12 protein-coding genes are annotated in these 15,641 nt (G+C 66.3%); 10 read left to right on the forward strand and 2 right to left on the reverse strand.

What is annotated here, in order from left to right:
- Positions 1–104 precede the first annotated feature (104 nt).
- The 9 genes from AC1RDJ_RS04615 (at position 105) to AC1RDJ_RS04655 (ending at position 11,307) form a co-directional block, all read left to right on the forward strand.
- Positions 105–770 carry a PEP-CTERM sorting domain-containing protein gene (locus tag AC1RDJ_RS04615; protein ID WP_071323249.1) on the forward strand — a complete coding sequence of 222 codons (666 nt, stop codon included), beginning with the start codon at positions 105–107 and terminating at the stop codon, positions 768–770.
- A 200-nt stretch (positions 771–970) separates the two neighbouring features.
- On the forward strand, positions 971–3,187 hold the full coding sequence (locus AC1RDJ_RS04620) for a type I secretion system permease/ATPase (RefSeq protein WP_493026625.1): 2,217 nt from the start codon (positions 971–973) through the stop codon (positions 3,185–3,187).
- Positions 3,184–4,497: an HlyD family type I secretion periplasmic adaptor subunit gene (locus AC1RDJ_RS04625; RefSeq protein ID WP_493026626.1), complete on the forward strand. Its 1,314-nt coding sequence runs from the start codon at positions 3,184–3,186 to the stop codon at positions 4,495–4,497. The genes AC1RDJ_RS04620 and AC1RDJ_RS04625 overlap by 4 nt, the downstream gene beginning before the upstream one ends.
- A complete protein-coding gene (locus AC1RDJ_RS04630; protein WP_493026627.1) occupies positions 4,497–5,792 on the forward strand; it encodes a TolC family protein in 1,296 nt (431 codons plus the stop codon). The genes AC1RDJ_RS04625 and AC1RDJ_RS04630 overlap by 1 nt, the downstream gene beginning before the upstream one ends.
- A gap of 115 nt (positions 5,793–5,907) precedes the next feature.
- Positions 5,908–7,185: a lipoprotein-releasing ABC transporter permease subunit gene (locus AC1RDJ_RS04635; protein WP_071323252.1), complete on the forward strand. Its 1,278-nt coding sequence runs from the start codon at positions 5,908–5,910 to the stop codon at positions 7,183–7,185.
- 55 nt (positions 7,186–7,240) lie between these two features.
- On the forward strand, positions 7,241–8,506 hold the full coding sequence (locus tag AC1RDJ_RS04640; protein ID WP_071323253.1) for a lipoprotein-releasing ABC transporter permease subunit: 1,266 nt from the start codon (positions 7,241–7,243) through the stop codon (positions 8,504–8,506).
- A gap of 16 nt (positions 8,507–8,522) precedes the next feature.
- Complete coding sequence (gene lolD, locus AC1RDJ_RS04645; protein ID WP_071323254.1) at positions 8,523–9,248, forward strand: lipoprotein-releasing ABC transporter ATP-binding protein LolD; 726 nt, start codon at positions 8,523–8,525, stop codon at positions 9,246–9,248.
- A 12-nt stretch (positions 9,249–9,260) separates the two neighbouring features.
- Complete coding sequence (locus tag AC1RDJ_RS04650; protein ID WP_493027141.1) at positions 9,261–10,058, forward strand: TatD family hydrolase; 798 nt, start codon at positions 9,261–9,263, stop codon at positions 10,056–10,058.
- A gap of 4 nt (positions 10,059–10,062) precedes the next feature.
- Positions 10,063–11,307, forward strand: a complete 1,245-nt coding sequence (locus tag AC1RDJ_RS04655) for a PQQ-dependent sugar dehydrogenase (RefSeq protein WP_289886230.1) — start codon at positions 10,063–10,065, stop codon at positions 11,305–11,307.
- Between the two features lie 10 nt (positions 11,308–11,317).
- Here AC1RDJ_RS04655 and AC1RDJ_RS04660 read toward each other — a convergent pair whose 3' ends face one another.
- Positions 11,318–12,829 carry a M6 family metalloprotease domain-containing protein gene (locus AC1RDJ_RS04660; protein WP_493026628.1) on the reverse strand — a complete coding sequence of 504 codons (1,512 nt, stop codon included), beginning with the start codon at positions 12,827–12,829 and terminating at the stop codon, positions 11,318–11,320.
- Between the two features lie 302 nt (positions 12,830–13,131).
- Here AC1RDJ_RS04660 and AC1RDJ_RS04665 point away from each other — a divergent pair, with 302 nt between their 5' ends.
- Positions 13,132–13,605 (forward strand): T6SS effector amidase Tae4 family protein, encoded by a 474-nt coding sequence (locus AC1RDJ_RS04665; RefSeq protein ID WP_493026629.1) that lies wholly within the window; start codon positions 13,132–13,134, stop codon positions 13,603–13,605.
- 1 nt (position 13,606) lies between these two features.
- Here AC1RDJ_RS04665 and AC1RDJ_RS04670 read toward each other — a convergent pair whose 3' ends face one another.
- Positions 13,607–15,595: a helicase-related protein gene (locus tag AC1RDJ_RS04670; RefSeq protein ID WP_493026630.1), complete on the reverse strand. Its 1,989-nt coding sequence runs from the start codon at positions 15,593–15,595 to the stop codon at positions 13,607–13,609.
- Positions 15,596–15,641: the final 46 nt, after the last annotated feature.

The raw sequence follows: 15,641 nt of genomic DNA on the forward strand, positions 1-15,641 counted from the left end.
CCGTAATCCTGCCCGGCAATGCCGCACCGGCGCACCCGTCAAGGGGCGCCGGCGCTTTCCACACGTACTTTCTACACTTACATAATAGAAATAGGGAAACCACCATGAAACAATCCATGCACCTGCTCGTTCGCGGCGCCATCGCCGCAGCCGCCTTCGCCCTCGCCAGCGGCAGCGCCCTGGCGGCCTCCAACCTGCAAGTCGTCGATTCGCACAGCGTCAGCCTGTTTACGGCTGCCGGCGGCGCCTTCGGTTCGGGCAACGCCATCTCGCCGACCTTGTGGGAAGTCAAGTACGACAGCAATACCTTCCTGGCCTTTTGCCTCGATCCCCATGTGGCCGTGAGCAACAGCGCGAACAGCTACAGCAGCGGCGCCTTTGCCGCCAGCGATGCCGTCAAGCGCCTGTACGAGGGCTATTACGCGTCTTCGATCGCCAATGTGTCGACCAGCGCCAACAGCGCCGCCGCCTTCCAGCTGGCCCTGTGGGAATTGAATAACGACAACACGAACCTGTTGACGGGCGACCTGCGCTTCAAGAACCTGAGCAACGCCGTCGTCAGCCAGGCCAACAGCATGCTGGGCGTGGCGACGGGCAATGGCGCCATCCAGAACCTGTACAACTACACCAGCCTGACAAGCGTCAACCCGGCCTCGCAAACGCTGCTGGCCGTGTCGCCGGTGCCGGAAGCGCAGACCTGGGCCATGCTGGTCGCCGGCCTGGGCTTGCTGGGCTTCATGGCGCGCCGCCGCAAGTCCGGCGCCGCGTAAACCGGCAATAGCGGTATTGAGTTAGTAGTTTCTGCTGCGGCGCGTCCATCACGACGCGCCGCAGTTTTTCATTTTTACAACATCATTCTGAATAGCTGTTATTACTATGGCACAATGTTTCTGCAGGTTATCGCAGCGCGACCGTGACCATAGTCTCTTACTGTTTATTGCAACTGCCTGAGATAGGACTTGAGTTCCTCATGACGCCACCTTCTGACGCGCACGCCGCCGTCGATGCCTCCCCCTCCACGGCCCGTGCCGACACGCTTGCCGACGCCATGGTCTTCCTGGCCCGCTTTCTTGGCGCCGGCGTGCAAGCCGAGCGCCTGCGCGCCAGCGTGACCGCGCATGGCGATCCGGCCGCCGCCGATTTTCTCGAGCAGGCGCTCAGCCATGCCAGCCTGGCCGGCACGCCGCTGCCGATGGGCAAGCCGCGCCGCGCCACGGAAATGCCGGCCTTGCTGGTGAATGGCGCCGGCCAGGCGCTGGTGGTGCTGGGCATCGCCAATGAAAAATATGAATGCCATGTGCCGGGCATCGCCGGCACTTCCTGGCTCGATGCGGCGACGCTGGCGCAGGAAGTGCCGGATGGGCGCTGGGTGGCCGTGCGCCCGGTGATGTTTTTCGACCAGCGCAGCCTGCTCTACAACATGCCGGCGGCGGGGCGCTGGTTCTGGGACGTCTTCAACCGCAACCGCTGGGTCTTCCGCTGGGCCTTGCTGGGCACGCTGGTTTTGAATGTCATCAGCGCGCTGGTGCCGTTCTACGCGATGGCCGTCTACGACCGCGTGATCCCCAACAACGCCACGTCCAGCCTGTGGGTGCTGACCGTTGCCGTGGTGGCGCTGACGGGCTTCGAGCTGGCCATGCGATTGCTGCGCGGCGAGCTGGTGGAAACGGCGTCGCGGCGCATGGACGTGGCCCTGTCGTCGAATATCTTCGCCCAGTGCCTGCGCCTGCGCGCGGCCAGCCGGCCCGCCTCGGGCGGCGCCCTGGCCAATACCGTGCGCGATTTCGAATCGGTGCGCGAATTCTTCGCCTCGACCACCCTGACCACCCTGGGCGACTTGCCATTTTTGCTGCTGTTCCTGCTGGTCATCGCCCTGGTCGGCGGCTGGCTGGTGCTGGTGCCGCTGGCCGCCATCCCCATCCTGCTGCTGGTGGCCTTCGCCTCGCGCGCGGCGCTGGCGCGCCACGTGGCCGCCTCGATGCAGGAGAGCGGCCAGCGCACGGCGCACCTGTTTGAAACCATGAATGGCCTCGACACCATCAAGGCGCTGGGCGCCGAGGCGTGGAGCCGCCGCAAATGGGAAAGCCTGACGGTGGCCATCGCCGCCAACAGCGTCGAGACGCGCGAAATCGTCAGCCGGGTCAATTACATCAACACGGCCGTGCTGGCCCTGTCCGGCGTGGCCGTGGTGGCCGTCGGCGCGCTGCTGATGGGCGAACACCTGCTGACCCTGGGCCAGATCATCGCCGTCAGCATGCTGACGGGGCGCGCGCTGGCGCCCGTGAGCCAGATCGCCGGCCTGATCATGCGCTGGGAGCAGACCAAGCTGTCGTACGAGGCGCTCAACAAGATCATGGAAGCGCCCACCGACGACGATGCGGCCAGCCTGCAGGCGCCGCCGCTGTCCGGGCGCATCGAGTTCCGCGAGGTGGGCTTCGCCTACCCGAACTCGCCGCCGCTGCTCGATAAACTGAATCTGCAAATCCGTCCCGGCGAACGGGTGGGCGTGATCGGCAAGCTCGGTTCCGGCAAGAGCACCTTGCTGCGACTGCTGCTGAACCAGTATGGCCCGCAAAGCGGCAGCGTGCTGTTCGACGACCTCGCCAGCACCCAGCTGGAACCCCTGAGTCTGCGCCGCCAGATCGGCTACGTGCCGCAGGACGTGACCCTGTTCCATGGCACCCTGCGCGAAAACATCGAACTGGGCCGCAGCCAGGCGGACGACGCCGGCCTGCTCGACGCCATCCGCCTCGCCTGCCTGGACGACATCATCACCCAGCTGCCCAATGGCGTGGCGACGGAAGTGGGCGAGCGGGGCGAGCGCCTGTCCGGCGGCCAGCGCCAGGCCGTGGCCATGGCCCGCGCCCTGCTGGCGAAACCGCCGATGCTGCTGCTCGATGAGCCGAGCAGCATGTTCGATCCTGCCACCGAGCAGCGCCTGATCGCCCGCCTGCGCACCTTGCAGGACACCACCATCGTGCTCGTCACGCACCGCATGGCGATGCTGGCGCTGGTGGACCGGCTGATCGTCTTCGACAAGGGACGCATCGTGGCCGATGGCCCGCGCGATGAAGTCCTGCGCGTGATCAATGGGCAAAGCAATGGACAAAGTAGTGGACAAAGCCCGGCTCAGAACCAGGCCGCCAGGCCTGCCACCGTTGCCACCACGACGGGAGCACCGGTATGAGCGCCCTGAATGCCCGTCCGCTGCCGCAGGCGCACCCGGACCCGGAACGCGAGCCGCGCCGCATCATCATCCGTATGCTGGCCCTGACGGCCGTGCTGCTCGTGCTGACCCTGGCCTGGGCCACGTTCGCCCAGCTTGACGTCTCCGTGAATGGCCGCGGCGCCATCACGCCGCCGTCGCATCTGCAGGAAGTGCAAAGCCTGGAAGGCGGCATCGTGCGCGAAATGCTGGTGAAACCGGGCCAGCAGGTGCGCCGCGGCGACTTGCTGCTGCGCCTCGATACGGCGCAGTACGACGCCAACCTGGGCGCCAGCCTGCAGAACCGCCTGGCCGCGCTGGCCGGCAGGGCGCGCCTGGACGCGCTGCTGACGGGCGGCACGCCCCGGTTCGCGCCGGAATGGCAGCGCGAGGCGCCCGAGCTGATCGCCAAGGAAACCCAGTTGTGGCGCGACGGCCAGCGCGAATTCGCGTCGGCCACGGCGGCCGCGCGCGAAGGCGTGACGCGCCGGCGCGGCGAACTGGCCGAGGCGCACAGCCGCATCGCCCAGCTGGACGCGGGCATGAAGCTGGCGCTGGAAAGCCTGTCCATCGAGGAGCGCTTGTTCAAGGAGGGGGCCGGTTCGCGCGGCGATTACCTGAACGCGCAGCAGCGCGTGCAGCAGCAGCGCACGGAACTCGACAGCCTGCGCAGCTCCGTGCCGCGCCTGGTGGCCACCCTGGCCGAGGCGCAGGCGCAGGCCGGCGAAGTGGAAGCGCGCATGCGCGGCCAGTGGGGCGCGCAGCGCAGCGAATACGAGACCAAGGCCGGCGCCCTGGCCAGCACCGTCAAGGGCCAGCAGGACCAGGTCAGCCGGCGCGACGTGACGGCGCCCGTCGACGGCATCGTCAACCGCGTGCTGGTGGCCACCGTGGGCGGCGTGGCGCAGCCGGGCAAGCCGATCCTGGAAATCGTGCCGGCCGATTCCGAGGTGCTGATTTCCGTGCGGGTGAAGCCGTCCGACATCGGCTTCATCCACGTGGGGCAGGGCGCGTCGGCGAATGTGCTCGCGTATGACGCCACCACGTACGGCCGCATGAAGGCGCAGGTGGTGCGCGTGGGCGCCGACGCCATCCCCGACGAGCGCAACGAGCCGTATTTCGAGGTGCAGCTGAGTACCGACCGCAGCCAGCTGACGGCGCACGGCAAGGTGCTGCCGATTACGCCCGGCATGCCGGTCGACGTCGGCATCCTGACGGGACGCCGCTCGGTGCTGCAATATGTGTTCAAGCCCGTGCTGCGCGGCTTGCAGTCTTCCCTGCAGGAGCGTTGATGCGTGCCTTGCTGATATTTGTCATGCTGGCGTGCGCCGGCATCGTGGTGGAAGCGCAGGCCCAGCTGCCCGGCACCTTGTCCGTCCAGCCGGCGCCCATGCGTGGCTTGCCGGCCCTGCTGGCGCGCGCCGTGCCGCGCGACCCGCAGGTCATCGCGGCGCAGGCGGCGCTGGCCACCACCGAGGCGCGCTACAAGCAGGCCCGTTCGCGCCTGTTCCCGAATGCGGCGCTGCAGGCCAGGCGCGGGCGCAGCAACGACCTCGATGGCACGCTGGACGTGCAACGGCGCACCCACGAAGTGGAGGCGAGCCTGCGCTGGAATGTGTACAACGGCGGCGCCGACCGCGCCGAACTCGATGCGGCCGACCGCGAGATGGCGGGCGCCGCCTTCGACGTGGAGCGGGCGCGCGCGGAAAGCGCGGAAAAGCTGGCCGAAGCGTATTTCGACATGCAGCGCCTGGAACGCAGCCTGCTGCAGTCGCAGGAACGCCTGCGCGACGTGACGCAGCTGGTGAAGCAGGTGGCGCGCCAGGCGGAGCTGGGCAAATCGTCGGAAGTGGACCGCGAGCTGGCGCAAAGCTCGCAGCTGGACGCGGAACTGGTGCACGACGGCTTGCTGACGGACCGCCTGGCCGCGCAGATCAAGCTCGAGGCGCTGGCCTTCGAGCCGGTGGCGCAGTTTGCCGATTTTGTCTTTGCGCCGCTGTCGGCGCGGGCGCTGGAGAACGCCGACGCGCAGCAGGCGCAATTGCGCGCCGCGCGCGAGCGGGCGGCGGCGGCCCAGCTGCGCGTGCGCAGCGTGGCGGCCACCCTGGCGCCGAAAATCGACCTCGATGTCAGCCATCTGCTGAATAACAAGACGACGCCACCGCCGTCGACGATCCAGCAGCGCGGCTGGTCGGTGGGCGTCAGCTGGGAATTCCCGCTCGGCGGCGGCAACCTGGCGCAGCGCGACGAGAGCATCAGCCGCGCCCAGGCGGCCGAGGCGGACGTGGCGCGCGCCGAGCAGGGCACGCGCGCCGACCTGGCCAGCATGCTGCCGCGTATCGCCAATGCGCAGCGCACCCTGGCCCTGCTCGACGAGCAGGAACGCAAAATGGCGTTTGTCGTGCGCGGCGGCACCATCCAGTACGAGGCGGGCCGGCGCAACCTGCAGCAGGTCATCCAGACGCGCGACAGCTACTTCACGATACAGCAGCGCCGGATCGACCAGCAGCACCGCCTGACCCTGGCGCAGATGCGCCAGTACGCGCTGGCGGGACAGTTGCTGCAGGTGTTCGGACTGGCGCAATAGGGCGCTGGCGCCGGATTTGGCGCCAGCGTGCGCTGTTTCACGCACAGTTTCATGCATGAAATGGCCATTGTGTGGCACACTGCGCGCTCGCATATCATCGTTGTCGCGGGAGCGCATGAGCATCATCAAACAATTTCCTTTTGAGTGGCAGGTCGGCGTGCGCTATACGCGCGCCGGGAAACGCAGCGGCCGCAACAGCTTCATTTCCTTCATCTCCCTCATTTCCGTGGCCGGCATCGGCCTGGGCGTGGCCGCCCTGATCGTCGTCCTCTCCGTCATGAACGGCTTCCAGAAGGAAGTCACCGACCGCCTGATGTCGGTGCTGGCGCACGTGGAGGTGTTCGACACGAGCGGCTCCATGCCGAACTGGCAGGCGCAGGAGCGCGCCGCCTACGCCAACCCGCAAGTCAAGGCCGTGGCGCCCTTCGTGGAAACCCAGGGCATGCTGCTCAATGACGAAACCATGCGCCCGTCCGTCGTGCGCGGCGTGCTGCCGCAGCAGGAAGCCACCGTTTCCAGCGTGGCCGCGCAGATGAAGCAGGGCAGTTTCCAGGAGCTGACCCCCGGTTCCTACCATATCGTGCTGGGCATCGACCTGGCCAAGGCGCTGGGCGTGCAGGTGGGCCAGAACGTCACCCTGATGCTGGAACGCGAGCCGAGGGCGGGCGATCCGGCCAATGGCCTGGTCATGCCGCGCATGCGCGCGCTGAAGGTGTCCGGCATCTTCGAAGCGGGCCATAACGAACTCGATGGCAGCCTGGCGTTCGTCAACATGCAGGACGCCGAGCAGCTGCTGCAGCTCGATGGCCCGTCCGGCCTGCGCCTGCGCCTGCACGACATGAACCAGGCGCCCCAGGTGGCGCGCGAACTGAAGGCCTCGATGCCGGGCCAGCTGTGGATGCGCGACTGGTCGCGCGCCAGTGCCAGCTGGTATGCGCTGGTGCAAAGCCAGAAGAACATGATGTTCATCATCCTCAGCATGATCATCGCCGTGGCCGCGTTCAACCTCGTCTCGACCCTGGTCATGTCGGTCACCGACAAGCAGGCCGATATCGCCATTCTGCGCACCCTGGGCGCTTCGCCGTTCTCCATCATGAAGATCTTCATGATCCAGGGCGCGCTGGTGGGCTTGCTGGGCAGCGCCCTGGGCGTGATCGGCGGCGTCGTGCTGGCGCTGAACGTGGGCGTGATCGTGCCTTTCATCGAAGGCATCTTCGGCCTGCATTTCATCTCGAAAGAGGTGTACCAGATCAGCGCCGTGCCGTCCGATGTGCACTGGTTTGACGTGGCGCAGATCGGCCTGATCGCCTTTGGCCTGGCGCTGGTCGCCACCATCTACCCGAGCTGGCGCGCCGCCCGCGTGAAACCCGCCGAGGCGCTGCGCTACGAATGATCGCCGCCGTTTGCAAGCTGAAACGAAACCTGAAACGATAAAGACCGCCGGAACAATGAGTATTTTCAAGAATTTGCCTTTCGAATGGCTGGTCGGCCTGCGCTACACGCGGGCCGGCAAGCGCAGTGGCCGCAACAGCTTCATCTCCTTCATCTCGCTCATTTCCATGGCCGGCATCGGCCTGGGCGTGGCCGCGCTGATCGTCGTGCTGTCCGTCATGAACGGCTTCCAGAAGGAAGTGACGGACCGCATGCTGTCCGTGCTGGCTCACGTGGAAGTGTTCGACAACAGCGGCAGCATGCCGGACTGGCGCGCCGAGAAGGCGCAGGCCTTCAAGAATCCGGCCGTCAGGGGCGCCGCGCCGTTCGTCGAAACGCAGGGCATGCTGCTGCGCGACGACGCGCTGCGCCCCGCCATCGTGCGCGGCGTGCTGCCCGAGGAAGAGCCGAACGTCTCCGACATCGCCGGCCAGACGCGCATGGGCAGCTTCAAGGCCCTGCAGCCGGGCACCTTCAATATCGTGCTGGGCATCGAGCTGGCGCGCGCACTGCGCGTCAACCTGGGCGACAAAGTCACCCTGATGCTGGCCCAGGGCCAGGTCACGCCGGCCGGCGTGCTGCCGCGCATGCGCAGCTTCACCGTCAGCGGCATCTTCCAGGCCGGCCACAATGAATTCGACGCCGGCCTGGCCTTCATCAATATCGAAGACGGCCAGCGCCTGCTGCGCCTCGACGGCCCGTCCGGCCTGCGCCTGCGCCTGGCCGACATGAACCAGGCGCCGCAAGTGGCGCAAGAGCTGAAGAAAACCATGCCGGGCGACCTGTGGCTGCGCGACTGGTCGAAGCTGAACGCCAACTGGTTCGCCGCCGTGCAGACGGAAAAGCGCATGATGTTCATCATCCTGACCCTGATCATCGCGGTGGCCGCCTTCAACCTGGTCTCGACGCTGGTGATGACGGTGACGGACAAGCAGGCCGATATCGCCATCCTGCGCACCCTGGGCGCTTCGCCGGCGTCCATCATGAAGATCTTCATGATCCAGGGCGCGCTGGTGGGCATCCTGGGCACGCTGCTGGGCGTGGGCGGCGGCGTGCTGGTGGCGCTGAACATCGACGTCATCGTGCCCTTCATCGAACACCTGCTGGGCGTGCAGTTCCTGTCGAAAGATATCTATTTCATCAGCACCGTGCCGTCCGACCTGCGCTGGCCCGACGTCAGCAAGATTGGCGTGCTGGCCGTGATCCTGGCCTTTTTGGCGACCCTGTACCCAAGCTGGTGGGCCGCGCGCGTGAAACCTGCGGAAGCCCTGCGCTATGAATAACCCACTGACTACGACCATGACCGATCTGAATAAACCTGCCTCCAACGGCGCTTCCGCTGATACTGCCGTCCTTTCCTGCCGTGGCCTTGGCAAGACGTTCACGCAGGGCAGCTACAAGGTACAGGTGCTGGCCGGCATCGACATCGACATCCATCGCGGCGAAAGAGTGGCCATCGTCGGCGCCTCGGGCTCGGGCAAATCGACCCTGCTGCACCTGCTGGGCGGCCTCGATACGCCGACCAGCGGCAAGGTGAGCCTGCTGGGCAGGGATTTCGCCACCCTCAGCGAAAAGGCGCGCGGCGACCTGCGCAACGCCTCGCTGGGCTTCGTCTACCAGTTCCACCACTTGCTGCCCGAGTTTTCCGCGCTGGACAACGTCGCCATGCCGCTGATGATACGGCGCATGCAGCGCGCGCCCGCCACCGACCTGGCGCAGCAGATCCTCGCGCGCGTCAACCTGGCCAAGCGCGTGACGCACACGCCGGGCGAGCTGTCCGGCGGCGAACGCCAGCGCGTGGCCCTGGCGCGCGCGCTCGTCACGCAGCCGGCCTGCGTGCTGGCCGATGAGCCGACGGGCAACCTCGATCACGCCACGGCCGAACAGATTTTCGACCTGATGCTGGAACTGTCGCGCACCCTGGGCACGGCCTTCGTCATCGTCACGCACGATATCGAACTGGCCAAGCGCTGCGACCGCGTGCTGCGCCTGACGGACGAAGGGCTGCAGCCGTACCAATACTAAGGAGCCACCATGCTGTGGATCGACACGCACTGCCACCTCGACGCGCATGAATTCGGCGATGAATCGCTGCAGGTGGCGGCGCGCGCGGGCGCTCAAGGCGTGGCGATGATCGTCCTGCCGGCCGTCGAACGGGCCAATTTCGCCATCGTGCGTGGCCTGGCCCATGCGGCGCCCAACGCCTGCTATGCGCTCGGCATCCACCCGATCTACGTGCCGCATGCCACGGAAGACGATTTGTCGGCCCTGCGCGCTGCCGTGGAGCTGGCCATGGCCGATCCGCGCTTTGTCGCCATCGGCGAGATCGGCCTCGATTTCTTCCTGCCCATGCTGTGCGAGCCGGCCATGCGCCTCAAGCAGGAGCACTTCCTGCGCGAACAGCTGAAGATCGCCCGCGATTTCGACTTGTCCGTGCTGACCCACGTGCGGCGCTCGCAGGACATCGTCCTCAAGCACGCGCGCCAGATCCGCCCGAACGGCGGCATCGCGCATGCGTTCAACGGCAGCTTCCAGCAGGCGCAGGGCTATATCGATCTGGGTTTCAAGCTCGGTTTCGGCGGCGCCATGACGTTTACGCGCGCGCTGCAGATACGCCGCCTGGCCGCCGACTTGCCGCTCGACGCCATCGTGCTGGAGACGGATGCGCCCGACATTTCCCCCAGCTGGCTGCATCCGGGCCGCAACAGCCCCGAAGAATTGCCGCGCATCGGCGCCGTGCTGGCCGAACTGCGCGGCCTGGATATTGCGCAAGTGGCGGCCGAGACCAGCGCCAATGCACGCGCCGCGATTCCCCGATTACCCCTGATGGAATGAGACCATGAACAAGAAAATGCTTGCGGGCGCCCTGGCAGCCTGCCTTTCCGGCGCGTTGGCGCCCGCCATGGCGGCGGCCGGCGCCCAGTGCGACGGCTTGCCGCGCCTCGACGTCGCCACGCCGCCCGGCTTTTGCGTGGCCGTGCTGGCAGACGGCCTGAAGTTTCCCCGTGGCGTGCTGCCGCTGACGAATGGCGACATCCTCGTCACGGACATGGCGGGCTGGACACCCAAGCAGGGCAAATTATGGCTGTTGCAGCGCAAGGCGGCTGGCCCCGGCTATGAACGCAAGTTGCTGCTTGACAAACTCGACCGCCCGAACGGCATCGTGCAGGGACCGGATGGCATGGTGTACGTGGGCGTGGTGGGCCGCATCTTCCGTTTCGACTTGCGCGACCCGACCCGCGCCATCACCGACGTCATCGGCGGCACGGCCAGGACGCCGGGCTTGCCGGGCCTGGGCCTGCATTTGCTGACGAACATGCGCTTCAGCGCGCAGGGCGACCTGTACGTGAACGTGGGTTCCAGCACCGACCATTGCGAAGGCGCGGATGGCAAGGCGCCCGATCCGGCCAAGGCCTGTCCCTCGGCCGAAGGCGAGCAGGCGCTGGGCGCCATCCGCGAATACAAGATGGCCTGGCCGGCCGGCAGCGTGACGAGCTGGCGCACGCATGCGCGCGGCTTGCGCAATTCGATGGCGCTGGCCTTCCACCCGGCCACGGGCGAACTGTGGCAGGCGGAAAACGCGCGCGACGCCATCCAGGCCGCCATGCCGCAGCTGAAAAGCGATGAAAACCTGCCGCACGAGGAATTGAACCTGATCAAGGCCGATCGGCACTATGGCTGGCCCTATTGCTACGACGATAATGTGGCCAGCCCGGAATACCCGAAGACGGCCTGCGCCGCCCAGTATGCGGCGCCGCAGCGCTTGCTGCCGGGCCACGCGGCACCGCTGGGCATGACCTTCTATACGGCCAGCCGCTTCCCCGAGCTGTATAAAAACAGCCTGATCATCGGCTACCACGGCTACCGCAGCAACGGCCACCGCCTGGTGGCCTTGCTGCCGGATAAGGCCGGCGCGCCGCTGGGCAAGTCCGTCGAGTTGATCGGCAACTGGGAGCGCAAGGGCAAGCAGGGCCGCGGCGCGCCCGTGGACGTGAAGCAGGGCCAGGATGGCGACATCTATCTGGCCGACGACCACAACGGCCTGGTGCTCAAGCTGCACTACGAGGCGCCGGCCAAGCCCTAGCCAGCGCGCGCTACAGCGTGCGGAACGACACCGTCGGGCCGGGAGCGCCGATCTGCACCAGGTGCAGCCCCGACTGCGCGCCGCTCCACCACTGGCTGTCCGGCAAGGTGTCCGGTCCGAACTGGTTGTTGCCCGCAGCGGCAAACAGGTCGCCGGCGTCGCCGCGGTTCGATGAGTCGCGCTCCAGGTCGCACAAGCCGTCGGCCTGCACCAGCGAACATTCATAGTGGCGTTCGGCCGTCATCTGTTCATTCTGGTTGTCGCCCAGTTCATCGATGTGCCATATGGCCAGCCCTTGCGCGGGCAGGGCCAGGTCGCGGCCGCTCGCCTGGCGATTTTCGATGATGAAGTACTCGGTGGCGCTCTTGCGGTGGATGTAGAACTGGTTTTTCTCGGCCGCCGCCGCCGCGCTCATGCCGGGATCGAGACGCACGGTGGAGGTGGCCCAGCCGGCGCGGTATTTCAGGTAGGCATTGACCTGGGTGGGATTCTTCCTGTCGACGTTGGCGCCCGTGCACATCAGGCAAAAGCTGCCCACGCCCGACGATTCGGCGCCGTAATCGTACAGGTCGGGGAAATCGCAGATCAGGTGGCCGTTTTCATGGCAAAACGTGCCCAACGACAATTCCTTGTCCATGTCCGTGATCTGGTAGTCGAAACTGCAGGTTTCCGGCCCCAGCTTGTATGGCGTGAGCAGGTGGAACGAGTGCGGCCACAAGCCCTTGGCCCAGTTGTTGACCCGCTTGCCCGCGTAAAAGACATTCGTCGCATACACATATTCCTGCTCATCCGTCGACAGGGTTGAGAAGTCGAAGCCCTGGGCCTTGAAATGGTCGAGCGCTTCCTTGATCAGTTCGCGCGCCCGTTGCGGCTGGCGTATTTTTTCATTCGTGTAGTAGTCGCGTGGCTGGCGCGCCGTGTAGTACGGCGTGACGAGGTTGGTGTAGCGCATGCGCCCGGCTGAATTATCGAAGAAGTAGTCGTAGACGGAGCCATGGTTGCCGAAGCCGCTGTAGCCGGGCTGGTTGCAAAAGTCGCTGACCTGCTGCTGCGTGATGGTGCCGGGCACGTCGGGGAAATCGATCAGCAGGCACAGGCCGACAAAGTCGCCCACCGTTTCGCGCTTCGGCGGCGCCGGCATCATGGCTGGCGCCAGGCTGTGCGCGCGCAAGTCCGCCTTGTATTGCTTGCGTCGCTGTTCCCAGCGCGACGTGCCCGGCTTCAGGATGGCGTTGTCGCGCACGCTGGCCCTGGCCGCCTCGGGCTTGACGCGCAGGCCCGGATCCAGCCCCAGCGCCTGCACGGCCACCTGCCGCGGCCGCGCGCCCGCCGATTCCAGCTGCTCGGCATCCGCGCTCAGCTTGGCATACATATAGTAGTTGGTGGCCGGATTTTCCACCACCGTATAGCCATTCTGGGCTTCGAATACGGCGTGGTACTGGTTGCCCCAGCCGCGCACCGTCAGCGCGCTGCCGTCGGGCTGTCTGAAGGTGAACTCTTCTCCGTGAAATGGTGTAGACATGGCATGCTCCTGTTCTCATTGTCGTTTCGACACGGCCAGTCCGCTCCAAGCGGCGGACCAGCCTGACCTTGCCCGGCCAGCGGCTCGCAAATCGCTGGCGGGTCTTGATGGACAGGTGGTGGAGGGGAAGGTTCATTGATGGGTTGGCAAGACGGTCCAATCCACAGTGCGCACGCGGACTCTCATCCAGCCCTGCGCTTGCGCCCGCTCATGGTCCGCCCATGGCGGCGTCCTACAATGGAGCATGCTCGTGTCCATCCCGGCACGGCGTTGCTTCGTTGCTACTCGAGCGGGAGGTTGACGTGAAACCTGCATTCATCACGCTGCGTGAGAATTACTCGAGCGTGGACGCCGTCGGCCAGGCGGCCCTGTTTGGCGAGATCGGCTGGGAAGACCTGATCGACCAGGAAAACTTCAGGAATACCTGCGCCATCCGCGTCAGCCTGGCCCTGATCAAGTCCGGCGTCCGGCTGAAGGGGCGCATGGCCATCCGCAAGGGGCCGTTCAAGGGCGCGCTGATCGAACCGGGGCAGGCCAGGCTGTCGCACATGCTGGCCAGTCCCGCACTGTGTGGCGCGCCCGAAAAATTCGGCAGGGCGACGGCGCTTGCCGGCGTCGGCCAGCGCCAGGGCCTCGTCGCGTTCTTCCGCATCCCCGGCTACCTGGACGGTGCGGGCGGACATATCGACATCCTGCTGCCGTCCGCAGGCAGCAAGGAATGCGGTAGCGCATGCTACTGGGATTGCGGCGAGGTGTGGTTCTGGGAGCTGCGGTAGATTATTTGAACTTCTTGCCCAAACGTCCGCGCGAGGCCGCGTTGTGTGCGCGCAGGATGGAATCGACGCGCTCGGAGGCGTCGCGCGACAGGTTCTGCGCCACCGCGATATCGGGGAAGAATTCGGGCAGGCGGTAGCTGAGCCACGCATACGCCGAGTAATAGCGGCACGTGTCTTCCACCTGCTGCAGGTTTTGCGTGCCGCCGCCATACGCGTGCTGGCGCAAGGTGGAGGTCTTGCCCTGCGACAGATTCCTGGCCCAGTGTTCCCACGCCGTTTGCAGCGACGGCACCTTGCTGGAGATCGGTACCAGTGACAAGGTGAATTTGTCGGCCACGGACAGGGGCAGGGTATCGAGCCACAGCGCGCGCTCCTTCTGGTCTTCCGTGATGCGCGGGAAGAAGAAGCCGTCCGGCACGTCGATATTGTGGATGAAGCGGCGCAGCAGCTTTGACAGCGACAGCTCGCCCGTCACGGAGGAAATGCGGTGCAGATGCTCGAGCGATGGCGCCACGGCAAAGCCGCTGGTGTTCAGCGGATGCAGCTTCTCCTTGAGCAGGGCGCGCATCACTTCATGCGTCTCGTTGTCGTAGCCGGCCACGAGTCCCTCTTCGTGCACGCCGTAGCGGCCCGCGCGTCCGGCGATCTGGCGCGCCAGCGCGGCGGAAATCTCTTCTTCTTCGCGGCCGTTGTACTTGACGCAGGTGGTCATGACGATGCGCGCGATCGGCATGTTCAGGCCCATCGCCAGCGCATCGGTGCCGACGACGATATCGGCCGTGCCGTCGCGGAAGCGCTGCGCCTGCGCGCGCCGCACTTCGGGCGACAGGTTGCCGTAGACGGTGGCCACCGACAGCCCCGTTTCCGTGATCATGTCGCGCCACATCAGCACTTCGCGGCGCGAAAAGGCGATGACGGCGTCGCCGCGGCGCAGGTTGCGCACCTTGCGCACGGCGTTCGCCTCCATCGACAGGGGGGCCATGCGTTTCAATACATGCACTTCCAGCGGGCAGTCCAGGCGTTCGGCCAGCGCCTCGATGGCGCGCCGCGCTTCCGGCGCTCCCACCAGGTACACGGTGTGGGCCGGCGCGCCGCAGACGGCGGCCGTCCAGGCGGCGCCCCGGTCCGGGTCGGCCAGCATCTGGATTTCGTCGATGACGGCCACCTCGACGACGGTTTTCGTGTCCAGCATTTCCACCGTGCTGGCCACGTGCGTGGCGCCGTCGACGACGCGCCGTTCCTCGCCCGTGATCAGGCTCACGGCCAGCGGCTTGCCATGCGGCGCGGCTTCCTGCAGGCGTTCGTAGTTTTCCAGGGCCAGCAGGCGCAGGGGCGCCAGGTAGAGGCCGCTTTTCGCTTTCACCAGCGCTTCCATGGCGCGGTGCGTCTTGCCGGAATTCGTTGGTCCCAGCAGGGCGATGAAGCGGCGCGGCAAACGGCGCGCCATCTCGAACGAGGCCGGATATTCGGCCAGGTTGATGCTCTGGCGCGTGCGCGCCGCATGCTGTTCTTCCTGCTGGCGCTCGATGGCGTGGTTGAAGCGCTGGCGGATGCGGTCGAAGACCATGCCGGCCGGCTCCGACGTCTGCATGTCGCCCAGCGTATGCAGGAAAAGCATCGGGTCCGTGTCCACGTCCTCGCACTGGCCCGCGATATCGGCGACGAAATCCATCACGTGCTGGCGCAGTTCCTCGAAGATGGCGGCGCTGGCCCGTTCGCGTATCAGGGCCAGCTTGGCCTCGCGGTCCATCTTGCGCCACTTGGCCGGCCGCGCCAGCACGCCCTGCGCCGGCACCAGCGCATACGGCACGCGCAGGCCGCCCGCCTTGACCATGCCGGAAAAGCGCACGAAGACGCGGCCTTCCATCTTGACCAGGCGGATATGCTCGGCCAGTTCCCCCAGTTCCGCGACCAGGGTGGCGTCGTTATTGTCTTCGGTGCTGTCGGCGAGATCGGTGGAAGTGTCGGGAGGAAGTGCGGAGGAAGTCATGTCGTGCCTGGGTGTTGAAGTAAGCGAGGCCGATTATACCGTCGAT

Source organism: Janthinobacterium sp. GW822-FHT07H10 (assembly GCF_058798675.1).

What these genes read in the sequence shown, in the direction of transcription:
- AC1RDJ_RS04655 (WP_289886230.1), top strand. Translation starts at nt 10,063, where the DNA reads ATGAACAAGAAAATGCTTGCGGGCGCCCTGGCAGCCTGCCTTTCCGGC.
- AC1RDJ_RS04630 (WP_493026627.1), top strand. Translation starts at nt 4,497, where the DNA reads ATGCGTGCCTTGCTGATATTTGTCATGCTGGCGTGCGCCGGCATCGTG.
- AC1RDJ_RS04640 (WP_071323253.1), top strand. Translation starts at nt 7,241, where the DNA reads ATGAGTATTTTCAAGAATTTGCCTTTCGAATGGCTGGTCGGCCTGCGC.
- AC1RDJ_RS04670 (WP_493026630.1), bottom strand. Translation starts at nt 15,595, where the DNA reads ATGACTTCCTCCGCACTTCCTCCCGACACTTCCACCGATCTCGCCGAC.
- AC1RDJ_RS04660 (WP_493026628.1), bottom strand. Translation starts at nt 12,829, where the DNA reads ATGTCTACACCATTTCACGGAGAAGAGTTCACCTTCAGACAGCCCGAC.
- AC1RDJ_RS04625 (WP_493026626.1), top strand. Translation starts at nt 3,184, where the DNA reads ATGAGCGCCCTGAATGCCCGTCCGCTGCCGCAGGCGCACCCGGACCCG.
- lolD (WP_071323254.1), top strand. Translation starts at nt 8,523, where the DNA reads ATGACCGATCTGAATAAACCTGCCTCCAACGGCGCTTCCGCTGATACT.
- AC1RDJ_RS04615 (WP_071323249.1), top strand. Translation starts at nt 105, where the DNA reads ATGAAACAATCCATGCACCTGCTCGTTCGCGGCGCCATCGCCGCAGCC.
- AC1RDJ_RS04620 (WP_493026625.1), top strand. Translation starts at nt 971, where the DNA reads ATGACGCCACCTTCTGACGCGCACGCCGCCGTCGATGCCTCCCCCTCC.
- AC1RDJ_RS04635 (WP_071323252.1), top strand. Translation starts at nt 5,908, where the DNA reads ATGAGCATCATCAAACAATTTCCTTTTGAGTGGCAGGTCGGCGTGCGC.